This window comes from Winogradskyella damuponensis (assembly GCF_039538385.1).
Taxonomy (GTDB): Bacteria; Bacteroidota; Bacteroidia; order Flavobacteriales; family Flavobacteriaceae; genus Winogradskyella; species Winogradskyella damuponensis.
Genome location: NZ_BAABCB010000015.1, coordinates 372,738 through 386,140, shown reverse-complemented (window position 1 = coordinate 386,140; position 13,403 = coordinate 372,738). Strand labels below are relative to the sequence as shown.

The window sequence follows — 13,403 nt, the reverse complement described above, 5'->3', positions numbered from 1 at the left end:
CAATTCGTAAAAACCAATCTATAATGCGCATACTCATTACTGGCACAACGGGCTATATAGCCAAACGATTAGCGCTTCAATTATTAGAACAAAAGCATGAATTGATTTGTTGTGTCCGTGATTTAAATAGAACTCCAGACGAATTACAAAACCATCCAAATTGTTCTTTTATAAAGGTTGATTTTTTAGAACCTGACCATGTTCAAATTCCAAAAGATATAGATGCTGCCTATTATCTAATTCATTCTATGGCAACATCGTCTAATAATTTTGAAACTTTAGAAGAACGTTGTGCGTTAAATTTTAAACATTTAATGGCGTCTACCAATTGCCAACAAGTAATTTACTTAAGTGGTATTGTAAATGACTACTCACTATCTAAGCACCTAAAATCTAGACTTCAAGTAGAACAAACCTTAAGCTCTAAAACCTATGCCCTAACCACATTTAGAGCAGGTATTATTGTTGGTAGTGGCAGTGCGTCTTTTGAAATTATTAGAGATATTGTAGAAAAATTACCTATAATGGTAACACCACGATGGTTAAACACTAAAACACAACCATTAGCCATTAGAGATATCCTTACCTATCTATCTGGTGCACTAGGTAAAACCGAACTTTATAATAAGGCGTATGATGTTTTTGGTCCTGAAGTCTTAACTTATAAAGAAATGTTACTTCAATTTGCGGAAGTTAGAGGCTTAAAACGTTATATCTACACCTTGCCTGTTCTGTCTCCAAAACTATCATCGTTTTGGCTGTATTTTGTAACATCAACCTCTTTTCAGTTGGCTTCGGCATTGGTAGATAGTATGAAAGTGGAAGTCATTGGTAAACCTAGCGACATCAATGATCATATACAGATAGAACCAATGGCTTACAAAACAGCTGTAGATTTAGCTTTTCAAAAAATTGAACAAAATGCAGTGATTTCGAGCTGGAAAGATGCTGTAAGCAGTGGTGTGTTTAAAGATCAATTATCTAAGCATATAGAATTGCCTCAGTTTGGTTGTTTCGAAGACTTAAGACATCGTCCTGTAAAAGACGAAGCATATACCCTCAACAAAATTTGGAGTATTGGTGGACGTAATGGTTGGTATAGCTTTAATGGCTTATGGCGCATCCGTGGGTATATGGATAAGATTTTTGGTGGTGTTGGATTACGACGAGGACGCACACACGATACCGATTTAGAAGCTGGAGATCCTCTTGACTTTTGGAGAGTATTACTTGCCGATAAAGAAGAAAAGCGCCTATTACTTTTTGCAGAAATGAAGCTTCCTGGCGAAGCTTGGTTAGAATTTAAGATTGTTAAAGGCATCCTTTATCAACGAGCTGTTTTTAGACCAAAGGGACTTTGGGGACGTTTATATTGGTACATGGTCTTACCATTTCACGCCTTTGTTTTCAATGGTATGATTAATGCTTTAGCTAATAAATCTTGAAATATATGTGCCGTTGACGAAAGTTCTCGTATATTAAAACGACATATATTTAACAATTTCATCACATATTACCACCTATAAAACGTGTAAAACGCTAATACTCTGTTAATTTTTGTTTAGACATAGTATTAAAACATTAAACATTTTGTAGATTTGAGACACTATACTGAGTAGTATTTAGCAGAACTATAAAAGTATCGCAACTGACAAAATTGACAATATTTAATTTTGGTATAGAAATTGAAATTAACATATGAGATTCTAACCGTAATATTAGATAACAATTATTAAATAAAACCGTTTATCTTATTAGAGGTAATGAATTTAGATATTAGACAAATTGATAGGATTATTGAAATGGCATGGGAAGACCGAACACCATTTGACGCTATTACGTTTCAATTTGGGCTAAAAGAACAAGAGGTTATTAATTTAATGCGAAAAGAATTAAAACCAAGCAGTTTTAGATTGTGGAGAACAAGAGTTCAAGGAAGAGCAACTAAACACAGTAAAAAAAGAACGTTTGACGAAGGCAGATTTAAATGCTCTAGACAAAGAATAATAACAAACAACTCTATTTCAAAACGTTAACACGTGCTTTGATTTAAGTTTGGAGTACTTAAAGACAGCACATTAAAAAGATTCTATGATTACAGAAACAATTTCCAAAACAAATGGTCAGAAACTCAGTATTGAAGACATAGGTGACGATCATTTATTTACAGGTTTAGACACACCTATGAAAGCTAATGCTTTTGAAATGTCTAATACAGAGAAAAAAGAACGTATCTCAATTTTATTTTCAGAAATAATGGATGTCTTGGGTCTCGATTTAACAGACGACTCGCTACAAGGTACACCAGATCGTGTTGCAAAAATGTATGTTGAAGAAATATTTTCAGGTTTAGATCCTAAAAATAAGCCTGAGATCGCACTTTTTGATAATAAATATCAATATAATCAGATGTTAGTAGAAAAAAATATTACCTTCTACTCAAATTGTGAGCATCATTTTGTGCCAATCATTGGAAAAGCACATATAGCTTATAAATCATCTGGAAAGGTTATTGGACTTTCAAAATTAAACCGAATAGTTCAATATTATGCTAAACGTCCACAAGTTCAAGAACGTTTAACAAATCAAATTGCAAACGAACTTAAAACGGTTTTAAAAACCGAAGATGTTGCTGTAATTATAGATGCAAAGCACTTATGCGTATCATCTAGAGGCATTAAAGACGACACATCTGCTACAGTGACAACATATTATGGAGGCGAATTTAATAACGCTTCAAAAATTTTAGAATTACAAAACTATATAAACAATTAAGCTATGGGAACATTAGAAAGAGCTATAGAATTTGAAAACAGAAAATTTTCTTTCAAAACAACAAGTGACAGAATTTTAGCAGCGAGAGAGGCTAAAGACCTAATTTTAGAGGTAAACGAATTATATAAAGAAAAGAAAGATGCTAAACTTATGGATTTAATGAAGCGTCTTACGGTTATAAAACAAAAAATCGAAAAACGTTTAAAAGGAAGGCCACTAACCGCTTCATAATTTAATAATGAAGAGGCTAGTAATTATAGGAGGAAGCAAAGGTATTGGCAAGGCAATTGTTATAGCTTTGCTTTCTTTTTATGATGAAATTATAAACATCAGCAGAACAGCACCAAAAGAATCCTACCCTAATGTAATACATTACAGCTGTGATATTCTTAAAGATGAACTACCAGAAATAGACATAGCAGATGGCTTAGTGTATTGTCCAGGAAGCATCAACTTAAAGCCCATTAACCGATTAACTGTAGACGATTTTAAAAATGATTTTGAAATCAATGTTATTGGAGCTGTCAGAGCAATTCAGAAATACTTACCAGCCTTAAAAAGTGGAAAGCAACCCTCAATTGTACTTTTTAGTACTGTTGCTGCCAAACTAGGTATGCCCTTTCATGCCAGTGTAGCTGCTTCAAAATCTGCTGTTGAAGGTTTAACAAAGTCCTTAGGTGCAGAATTAGCACCTGCAATAAGAGTTAATGCTATTGCTCCAACTGTTACACATACAGAATTGGCCTCAAAATTACTACGTAACGAACGTATGATTGAAAATATGAATGAGCGCCACCCACTAAAAAAGTACTTACAACCCGAAGAAGTTGCTGGTATGGCTGCCTTTTTGTTATCCGACAAAGCAGCATCGCTATCAGGTCAAATATTTGAAATGGATTGTGGCATTGTAAGTTTCAAATTATAGAAATAGCATTACGTAAAGTAACTATATCATTAACACCTTATCAAAATGATGACAACAGCAACACAATCACTTTACGATATAAAAATTAACAGTTTACAAGGTAAGCCTATAAATTTACAACAATTTAAAGGTAAAAAAATGCTGTTTGTAAACGTCGCTTCTAAATGCGGATTTACATCACAATATAAAGATTTACAACATTTACAAGACACCTACAAAGACACATTAATTATTATTGGAGTGCCCTGCAATCAATTTGGAAAACAAGAACCAGGAACCCCTAACGAAATACAAGAATTTTGTAAAATTAATTATGGTGTCACATTTTTAATTACTGAAAAAATTGCCGTTAAGGGTGAGAATCAACACCCTTTATATGCTTGGCTGACTAAAAAATCTCTTAACGGTAAACAAAATTCGACCGTAAAGTGGAATTTTCAAAAATATTTAATAGACGACAATGGTGAATTTTTAAATTACTACTATTCTATCACAAGTCCTACAAGTTCAAGACTCATAAAATACTTAAAATAGATTACTATGTTCGGATTATTTAAAAAGACATCGGAGGCGGAAAAACTTCAAAAACAATATGAAAAACTTATGGCTGAATGGCATAAGCTTTCTACAACAAATAGAGCTGAAAGTGACAAAAAATATACTGAAGCTCAATTAATTGCTGATAAAATTGATAAATTAAAATAATCTTACCTTGAAAAAAATCTACCTTTTCATATTATTTCTAATTATTAATTTTGGCGGACTTGCTCTTGGCAATTGGTTTATGGGAGATGCTGTTACAAGCGAATGGTACACCAATTTAAATAAAGCACCTTGGACACCTCCTGGCTGGGTTTTTGGAGCGACTTGGACACTGATTATGATTTGCTTTTCGGCATACCTAAGCTATTTATTTACAATTCGAAATTCTAAATTTGTAATATTTGTTTATACTATTGCTGTGATTTTAAATGTAAGTTGGAATTACATATTCTTTAATCAACAACTCACAAACTTAGCTTTAATCAATATTACATTATTAACACTAGTCATAGCATATTTCTTTATCACGTTTTGTGATGATGAATTAAGTAAGTTAAAATACCTATTACTTCCTTATATTATTTGGCTCTGTATTGCAACCTCCTTAAATGGTTACGTTGTTTTTAATAATTAATTGGAACGTCATTTCACTCTTGTGTTTATAGACACAATTCTACTAGTTTTCTACACCTATAACATATCATGAAAATATATACTTTACATAAAAAACAAAACCTACCAATCTCAGTGGAACAAGCTTGGGAGTTTTTATCCAGTCCTGCAAATCTAAAAGTGATTACTCCAGATTATATGGGTTTTAACATTCTTTCTGGAGCAGACAGACCAATGTTTCCGGGACAAATTATTCAATATATTGTCACACCCGTTTTAGGTATTAAAACTAAATGGGTTACAGAAATTACACATGTTAAAAATCTTGAATATTTTGTAGATGAACAACGCTTTGGGCCTTATGCTCTATGGCATCATAAGCATTTTATAAAAGAAATTGAAGGTGGAGTTGAAATGGAAGATATTATAGATTATAAATTACCATTGGGAATTTTAGGGCAAATCGTGCATCCGTTTTTAGTGCAGCCAAAATTGGAAGAGATATTTAATTACAGAACCAAAAAATTAGAAGAATTATTTGGAAAACATAAAGGTTAGAAACTAATTTATAGCACAAAAAACAAACTTTTACAGCCTTCAATTAAAAATTAAATCGGCATTTTAAATGAGTAAAAAAACAAATATATTTTGGTTTAGAAGAGACCTAAGATTAGATGACAATCTTGGGTTTTATGAGGCTTTAAGAGGCGAACATCAGGTACTTCCCATTTTCATATTTGATACTGAAATATTAAACAAATTACCCAAAAACGATGCTCGCGTGGCATTTATTCATCAAACGCTTCAATCGATGCGACAAATATTACAAGATGAACACGATAGTAGTATTGCCATTTTTAAAGGTAAACCTGAAACAATATTTAAACAGTTAATTAAAGACTATGAAATTGAAACAGTTTATACCAATCACGATTACGAACCTTATGCAACAGAACGTGATCATAAAATCAAGTCTTTATTAGAAACCAATTCTATTAAACTTAACACCTATAAAGATCAGGTTATTTTTGAAAAAAATGAAGTTGTAAAAAAAGACGGAAATCCTTATTTGGTCTACACACCTTATATGCGGACTTGGAAAAAAAAGTTTCAGACTATTGACTTAGAAATTTACGATACCAATTCACATTTAGATAATTTAATTACACATAGTAGGTTGCCTAATCTTAGTCTATCAGATATTGGTTTTGAAAATCCTAACCAAAAGATTTTACCTTATGTTCTCACTCCTACTTTAATTCAAAATTATGAAGCCACTAGAAATTTTCCATCAAAAGATGCGACTTCACATTTAGGACCACATTTAAGATTCGGAACTGTTAGCATCCGAAAAACAATAAAAAAAGCAATTGCAGAACAGAATGAAATCTTTTGGCAAGAATTGATTTGGCGTGAATTTTTTATGCAAATTCTTTGGCATTTTCCACATACTATAGACAACGCCTTTAAACCAAAATACGATCGCATAGATTGGCGAAACAATGAAGACGAGTTTAAAAAATGGTGCGAAGGCAAAACAGGATATCCTTTAGTAGATGCAGGCATGCGCCAATTAAATGAAACTGGTTTTATGCACAATAGAGTACGAATGCTAGTTGGTAGCTTTCTATGTAAACATTTATTAATAGACTGGCGATTGGGAGAAGCTTACTTTGCAGAAAAGCTACACGACTATGAAATGGCAAGTAATGTTGGTAATTGGCAATGGGTTGCTGGTTGCGGTGTAGATGCAGCCCCTTATTTTAGAATTTTTAATCCAACAACTCAAATTCAAAAATTTGATAAAAATTTAGAATATATAAAAAAGTGGGTTCCTGATTTTCAGGAATTAACATATCCAGCTCCTATAGTAGAACATAAAATTGCTAGAGAACGCTGCTTAGAAACATATAAATCTGCTTTAAATTAAAATTTTAATTCCTTCAAACAATAAAACAATATAAAATGCGTTACTAATTATAAGACTATTAAGGTCTTAAACCGAAATAACCATTTCAACAAACAATTTTAAAAGCTCTGACTAGTCTTCAGGGCTTTTTATTTTAATGGCTAAAAAATAAGATATTACTTCAAACTTTTTGTTAACTTTAAAGCACTAATTCAAAAACAAGAACATTATGAATACTTGGGGAGTTGCAAAAAAATGGAAAGAAATGTGTGAGAAAGGCAAAAACTTAGAATGCATTAACGAGCTTTATGCAGAAAATGTAGTGAGCAAAGAAATGCCTGGTATGCCTGGTGAAGTTGTAACCGGAAAACAAAATGTTTGGAACAAAAGTAAAGAATGGATTGATAGTGTTGAAAATATTCACGCCAGTAGTATTAGTAACCCTCTTGTAGCTGGTAATTTTTTTACAGCAAAAATGGACTTTGACTGTACATTTAAAGAAGGCGGAAGGCAAAAAATGGAGGAAGTTTGCGTATATGAAGTAAAAGACGGCAAAATTACAAGTGAGCAATATTTTTATACCATGTAAAATAGTATTTATATCCTAAATCTAAAAAAGCTTCAAGATATACACTTGAAGCTTTTTTATATACTTTAATTAAAAAGGGTTAATTACCGTCTACACGTTCAATTTTTGCTCCAATAGCTCTTAAACGCTCATCAATATTTTCATAACCTCTATCAATCTGTTCAATATTATGAATTATAGATGTTCCTTTTGCAGATAATGCTGCAATTAATAAAGAAACTCCTGCTCTAATATCTGGAGACGTCATGGTTGTTGCCTTTAATGTCGATTTAAAATCGTGACCAATTACAGTTGCTCTATGTGGATCGCAAAGAATAATTTTTGCTCCCATATCTATCAATTTATCAACAAAAAACAAGCGGCTTTCAAACATTTTTTGATGTACAATTGCACTTCCTCTCGCCTGTGTTAAAACCGTTAAAATAATACTTAACAAATCTGGTGTAAATCCTGGCCAAGGAGCATCTGAAATGGTTAAAATAGAGCCATCAATATAACTTTGTACTTCATAACCCTCTGTATGTGCAGGAATATGAATATCGTCACCTTGGCGCTCTACTGTAATACCTATTTTTCTAAATACATTTGGTATCAGACCTAAGTCATCCCAACTTACATTTGTAATGGTTAATTCGCTTTTTGTCATTGCAGCCAAACCAATCCAACTACCAATTTCAATCATATCTGGTAACATCCTATGCGTTGTTCCGCCTAATGAATCAACACCTTCAATAATTAACAGATTAGAACCAACACCAGAGATTTTAGCACCCATGCGATTCAACATTTTACAAAGTTGTTGTAAATACGGTTCGCAAGCGGCATTATAAATAGTTGTTGTTCCTTCTGCTAAAACAGCAGCCATAACAATATTAGCTGTACCAGTTACAGAAGCTTCATCTAAAAGCATGTATGTCCCTTTCAGTTTTTCTGCCTCTACTCCATAAAACAAATCTTCCTTATTATAGCGAAACTTTGCTCCAAGGTTGATAAAACCTTCAAAATGGGTATCTAAACGACGACGACCAATTTTATCACCTCCTGGTTTTGGTATATACCCTTTTCCAAAACGTGCTAATAATGGACCTACAATCATAATAGAACCTCGTAATCCTTTTCCGTCTTCTTTAAACTCTGCAGATTCTAAATATTTTAGATTTACTTCGTCTGCTTTAAAGGTATAAGACCCTTTTCCTAATTTATTGATTTTAACCCCTAGCTTTTTTAATAAAGCAATAAGTTTGTTTACGTCAATAATATCTGGAATGTTATCTATCTTAATTTCTTCGGCAGTTAAAAGTACTGCACATAAGATTTGTAAAGCTTCGTTTTTTGCTCCTTGAGGCTGAATTTTCCCCTTTAATTGATGACCGCCTTCAATTTTAAATGTACTCATACGTTTTAGTAACGTTTTCTGTTATTAGAATATTTTTTCTTATTTGAATGATTATTCTTTTTGTTTGAATTGTTTTTACCTCCATATTTAGACTTGGCACGCATCAAACTAGAAGAATCACTTAAATCTTCTTCATTATTTTTTAGATCTAATTTTCCATTAGAAAGCTCATACAAGTGATTAAAAATTACAGCATCTTCAACGGTATCTTTATTCCAATTAAGAAAACACTTTTTCATGTGATTTGCAATCGTAAACTTTAAAGCTTCTTTTAGATCACCTTCTTCCCAACCAACAGCAACATCTATCATTGTTTTTATATTATTACCATAAAAACGGTATTTAGGATGATTTTGTGGGTATTTTAAAGGCTCTGGTCTTGCTTGTATTTCCTCTTTTGAAGGTTCTCCATAAGGTGAATCTACATCAATATCAAAATCGGCCATAATAAACAATTGATCCCATAATTTATGCTGAAAATCTGGCACATCTCTTAAATGTGGTTGTAGATTTCCCATTACAGCTATAATTGCTTTGGCTATTTTATTACGTTCTTCTTTTGTTTCGCGAGACTTAGCATAATTAATCATCTTTTGTAGATGACGTCCATATTCAGGTATAATTAAATGCTCGCGCTCTGTGTTGTATTCTAAATCGTCAATCAAAATTGTAAAATGTGTAGTGTATAGTTTGTAAAACCTGTAGTCGTTTTAGGTTTTGTTGCAAAGTACAAAAAAATACGAAGCTTAATAGAAATTTTATAAGGAAATTACTCCTTCAACATTTTCGGCGACTTCCTTATATTTAGCGATAACTGCTTCGGGATTTTTCATTCTAACGTTTATAGATACACTAGTATATTTTCCATTCTTTGATTCTGTAGTCGTAATAACAGCTCCTAAATTATCAAAAAGGGCTTCAATATGATTAACTCCTGAACCTTCAGATAGTATAATAAATTTGTATAAGTATTCCGAAGGCCAAAGGGCTGTATCGTAAAGTTGTGATTTTAATTTTTCGTAAAACGCGTCTGTTTTTTTAGAATTATCCATAATGAAATTTTTCAGATGTAAAGATACGTTTAAAACTTAAAAACTAAAGATTAAATCTATTCTCGATACAATTTGCAACTTAAAAAAAGTCAAAATATATAACGGATTTTTATATTCTATTTTTATTACCTTACTTTTATCCTCTGTTTTATTTCAAAAAAAATACCAATTTGAGTCCAAAAAAAATTGTCATCGCAGGTGGTCCTGGTACAGGAAAAACCACCATTATTAATGAGTTAAAAAAACGTGGTTTTTTATGTTATGATGAAATATCTAGGCAAATCACTTTACAAGCAAGAAAAGATGGTATAGAACAGCTATTTCTTACAGAGCCTTTACTCTTCAGTGAAAAACTGTTAGAAGGCAGAACGCAACAATTTAAAGATGCCACTAAAGAATCTAATCCTATTGTTTTTTTAGACAGGGGCATTCCCGATGTTTTGGCATATATGGATTATATTGGAGATACTTATCCTGAACATTTTGTAAAAGCATGTGAAACTTATACTTACGATGCCATTTTTATTTTAGCTCCTTGGCAAGAAATTTTTACTAGCGATAGTGAACGTTACGAAAATTTTGAAGAAGCCATAGAAATCCACCATCATTTATTAGACACATATAAGCGATTTGGTTATCAATTAATTGATGTTCCTTTTGGAAATGTTAAAACTAGGGCTAATTTTATTATAGAGTCCTTAAATTTGCAGTAATGCATCCTATAGAAGTTTTAGAGCGGTATTGGCATCATACGTCTTTTAGACCGTACCAAGAAGACATTATTACTTCGGTTTTAAACCGTGAAGATACCTTTGCGCTATTACCAACCGGAGGAGGAAAATCGATTTGTTTTCAAATTCCTGCTCTAATACAAGATGGCATCTGTATTGTTATTTCGCCTTTAATAGCCTTGATGAAAGATCAAGTAAACACCTTAAAGGCTAAAGGTATTAAAGCCATTGCTTTAGCTTCTGGTATGTCTTACAAAGATTTAGACACACAACTAGACAACTGTATTTACGGCAATTACAAGTTTTTATACCTCTCACCAGAACGTTTGCAACAAACTTTAGTACAAGATCGCATTCAACAAATGAAAGTGAACTTAATTGCTGTAGATGAAGCACATTGTATTAGTCAATGGGGAAATGATTTTAGACCTGCTTACAAAAACATTTCAATATTACGACAAATGCATCCACATGTTAATTGTATAGCGTTAACAGCTACTGCAAAACATAATGTTGTAAATGATATTGTTAAAAATCTCGATTTTATAAACCCTAATATATATAAAGCCTCATTTGCAAGACCAAACATTGCCTATAATGTCATTCATACTGATGATAAATTATTTCAACTCGAACATTTATTAAAAAAGCACCATGGATCTTCTATCATCTATGTTAGAACCCGAAGAGCAACAACTGATATTCATAATTTTCTTAATGCCAAGGGTTTTTCTTCAACGTTTTACCATGGTGGTATAACAAATAAAGAAAAGCAAGAACGCTTATACGAATGGGCTAATGGCCAAAAACAGATTATGGTTGCTACCACTGCTTTTGGAATGGGAATTGATAAAGCTAATGTAAAAACCGTTATTCATTTTAATTTACCAGAAAGTTTAGAGAGTTACTATCAAGAAGCAGGAAGGGCCGGAAGAGATGGCACATTATCTTATGCTATTATTTTAAAACAACATATAGATGAAGACCGTCTTCGTAATCAGTTTTTAAGCACCTTACCTTCTGTTGCTTTTGTAAAAACAGTGTATAATAAGTTATGTAATTATTTTCAGATTTCTTACGGAGAAGGAGAAAACACATTACATCAATTCGATTTTAAGTCCTTTTGTAATCAATATAAGTTAAATGCCAATATTACTTACAATGCTTTGTTGCTGTTAGACCGAAATGCTATTATTACACTAACGCAGCTATTTAATTTTAGAACAAAAATTCAATTTATAACCACAAATGCTGTTTTATTTAAATACTTAGAAACACATCTAGATTTAAATATTTTGGTTAAGGTACTTTTAAGAACTTATGGAGGTATTTTTGATTATGAAACAAAAGTAAACCTCAGTTTAATCATTAAAAAAGCAAATCTGTCAGAAAAACAAGTAATAGCCCAATTACAAAGGTTAGAAAAAGACGAGGTCATTAGTTTACAGATGACAAATACAGATTCTGAAATTACCTTCTTACAACCTCGTGAAGATGATATAACCATTAACCCAATTGCAAGAACTATAGAACAGCAGCATACGTTAAAACACCAACAGATTGAGTCTGTTTTAAATTATATTAAAAATGATTCCGTTTGTAGAAGTCAACAACTCTTACGCTATTTTGGAGAAGAAACAAACAACGTTTGTGGCAAGTGTTCGGTTTGTATAGCTAAAACAACGCCCATAGAAAATGTTTCAATTGAAATGGTTTCGCTTCAAATTACAAAAGCCTTAGAAACAAAAACCTTATCTTCAAGACAGTTATTACAACATATTAAATGTTCTGAAAAAATATTATTACAAAGTCTTTCAGAACTTATTGAACTTAATAAAATTAAACTAACACCAGCTAATACTTACACACTTGTATGACGAAAACACGTGACTTACGAATTGTTTTTATGGGTACTCCAGATTTTGCGGTAGCCACATTAAAAGCCTTAATTGACCATAAATATAATGTTGTTGGTGTCATTACTGCACCAGACAAACCTGCAGGACGAGGCCAAAAACTAAGAGCATCTGCGGTAAAACAATTTGCTTTAGAACATCATTTGAATATCTTACAGCCTACAAATTTAAAAGCAGAATCTTTTTTAGAAGAATTAAAGTCTCTAAATGCCAATCTGCAAATTATTGTAGCCTTTAGAATGCTTCCAAAAGTAGTTTGGCAGATGCCAGAATACGGAACATTTAACCTTCATGCCTCCTTATTACCTCAATATAGAGGCGCAGCACCAATCCATTGGGCCATTATTAATGGAGAAACAAAAACAGGCGTAACCACATTTTTTATAGATGAAAAAATCGATACAGGAGCTGTTATTTTAAGTGAAGCAACACATATAGGCCATAAAACAACCGTAGGCGATTTGCATGATGAGTTAATGGCTATTGGTAGCGAGCTAGTTATTAAAACCGTTAAACAGATAGAAGCAGATACCGTAAGCACAACCATTCAACCTCAAAACGAAGACTTAAAAACAGCATATAAACTTAATCGTGATAATTGTAAAATTGATTGGTCACAACCAATTAACACTATATATAATAAAATAAGAGGCTTAAACCCTTTTCCAACAGCTTGGTGCTATTTAGAAAATGATGATAAAAAACCTTTATCTGTAAAAATTTATGGTGTCGAAAAAATAGAAGAAGCACACAACCTTGAAGCAGGACAATTAATAGCTAGTAAAGATGAACTAAAAGTCGCATGTCAAGGAGGTTACCTAAATATTTTAGAAATTCAACTTCCTGGAAAGCGAAAGATGGATGTAAAATCACTTTTAAATGGGTTTAATTTTTCTGAATCCGCAAAACTGCTGTAAACCCTTATTATCATTGGTTTTACAAAAAATCCGATGAA

General features: G+C 32.2%; 17 protein-coding genes. 14 read left to right on the top strand and 3 right to left on the bottom strand.

Annotated elements, in window-relative coordinates; genetic code table 11:
• The first annotated feature begins 23 nt into the window (after positions 1-23).
• The 11 genes from ABD730_RS07580 (at position 24) to ABD730_RS07530 (ending at position 7,353) form a co-directional block, all read left to right on the top strand.
• Positions 24-1,445, top strand: coding sequence for an SDR family oxidoreductase (locus ABD730_RS07580; protein WP_344713704.1), 1,422 nt, complete (start codon positions 24-26; stop codon positions 1,443-1,445).
• 318 nt (positions 1,446-1,763) lie between these two features.
• Positions 1,764-2,036, top strand: coding sequence for a TIGR03643 family protein (locus ABD730_RS07575; RefSeq protein WP_334471340.1), 273 nt, complete (start codon positions 1,764-1,766; stop codon positions 2,034-2,036).
• Between the two features lie 55 nt (positions 2,037-2,091).
• Positions 2,092-2,775 (top strand): GTP cyclohydrolase I FolE, encoded by a 684-nt coding sequence (folE, locus tag ABD730_RS07570; protein WP_344713701.1) that lies wholly within the window; start codon positions 2,092-2,094, stop codon positions 2,773-2,775.
• Between the two features lie 3 nt (positions 2,776-2,778).
• The gene (locus tag ABD730_RS07565; protein WP_334471343.1) at positions 2,779-3,006 is read left to right on the top strand and encodes a hypothetical protein; all 228 of its coding nucleotides are present in this window, start codon (positions 2,779-2,781) and stop codon (positions 3,004-3,006) included.
• A 7-nt stretch (positions 3,007-3,013) separates the two neighbouring features.
• A complete protein-coding gene (locus tag ABD730_RS07560; protein WP_344713699.1) occupies positions 3,014-3,700 on the top strand; it encodes an SDR family NAD(P)-dependent oxidoreductase in 687 nt (228 codons plus the stop codon).
• A 45-nt stretch (positions 3,701-3,745) separates the two neighbouring features.
• Complete coding sequence (locus tag ABD730_RS07555; protein ID WP_344713697.1) at positions 3,746-4,234, top strand: glutathione peroxidase; 489 nt, start codon at positions 3,746-3,748, stop codon at positions 4,232-4,234.
• Positions 4,235-4,240: 6 nt separating this feature from the next.
• A complete protein-coding gene (locus tag ABD730_RS07550; protein ID WP_334471348.1) occupies positions 4,241-4,405 on the top strand; it encodes a Lacal_2735 family protein in 165 nt (54 codons plus the stop codon).
• Positions 4,406-4,412: 7 nt separating this feature from the next.
• The gene (locus tag ABD730_RS07545) at positions 4,413-4,877 is read left to right on the top strand and encodes a TspO/MBR family protein (RefSeq protein WP_344713694.1); all 465 of its coding nucleotides are present in this window, start codon (positions 4,413-4,415) and stop codon (positions 4,875-4,877) included.
• Between the two features lie 68 nt (positions 4,878-4,945).
• Entirely contained in the window at positions 4,946-5,413 is a 468-nt protein-coding gene (locus ABD730_RS07540; protein ID WP_334471352.1) for an SRPBCC family protein, read from the top strand.
• A gap of 67 nt (positions 5,414-5,480) precedes the next feature.
• Positions 5,481-6,785: a cryptochrome/photolyase family protein gene (locus ABD730_RS07535; RefSeq protein WP_344713692.1), complete on the top strand. Its 1,305-nt coding sequence runs from the start codon at positions 5,481-5,483 to the stop codon at positions 6,783-6,785.
• Positions 6,786-6,993: 208 nt separating this feature from the next.
• Positions 6,994-7,353: a nuclear transport factor 2 family protein gene (locus ABD730_RS07530; RefSeq protein ID WP_215925216.1), complete on the top strand. Its 360-nt coding sequence runs from the start codon at positions 6,994-6,996 to the stop codon at positions 7,351-7,353.
• Between the two features lie 79 nt (positions 7,354-7,432).
• On the opposite strand, the gene murA is transcribed toward ABD730_RS07530, so the two are convergent.
• From murA to ABD730_RS07515, 3 genes are all read right to left on the bottom strand, one after another.
• Positions 7,433-8,749, bottom strand: coding sequence for a UDP-N-acetylglucosamine 1-carboxyvinyltransferase (gene murA / locus ABD730_RS07525; RefSeq protein WP_334471356.1), 1,317 nt, complete (start codon positions 8,747-8,749; stop codon positions 7,433-7,435).
• Between the two features lie 5 nt (positions 8,750-8,754).
• Positions 8,755-9,414, bottom strand: coding sequence for a DUF4290 domain-containing protein (locus ABD730_RS07520; RefSeq protein WP_334471358.1), 660 nt, complete (start codon positions 9,412-9,414; stop codon positions 8,755-8,757).
• 93 nt (positions 9,415-9,507) lie between these two features.
• The gene (locus tag ABD730_RS07515; RefSeq protein ID WP_334471360.1) at positions 9,508-9,801 is read right to left on the bottom strand and encodes a DUF493 family protein; all 294 of its coding nucleotides are present in this window, start codon (positions 9,799-9,801) and stop codon (positions 9,508-9,510) included.
• 170 nt (positions 9,802-9,971) lie between these two features.
• Between ABD730_RS07515 and ABD730_RS07510 the strand changes: the two genes are divergently transcribed.
• The 3 genes from ABD730_RS07510 to fmt are packed head-to-tail and all read left to right on the top strand — an operon-like array spanning position 9,972 to position 13,365.
• On the top strand, positions 9,972-10,514 hold the full coding sequence (locus tag ABD730_RS07510) for an AAA family ATPase (protein ID WP_215925220.1): 543 nt from the start codon (positions 9,972-9,974) through the stop codon (positions 10,512-10,514).
• The gene (locus ABD730_RS07505; RefSeq protein ID WP_344713687.1) at positions 10,514-12,409 is read left to right on the top strand and encodes a RecQ family ATP-dependent DNA helicase; all 1,896 of its coding nucleotides are present in this window, start codon (positions 10,514-10,516) and stop codon (positions 12,407-12,409) included. Before ABD730_RS07510 ends, ABD730_RS07505 begins: the two co-directional genes overlap by 1 nt.
• The gene (fmt, locus tag ABD730_RS07500) at positions 12,406-13,365 is read left to right on the top strand and encodes a methionyl-tRNA formyltransferase (protein WP_344713685.1); all 960 of its coding nucleotides are present in this window, start codon (positions 12,406-12,408) and stop codon (positions 13,363-13,365) included. The genes ABD730_RS07505 and fmt overlap by 4 nt, the downstream gene beginning before the upstream one ends.
• Positions 13,366-13,403: the final 38 nt, after the last annotated feature.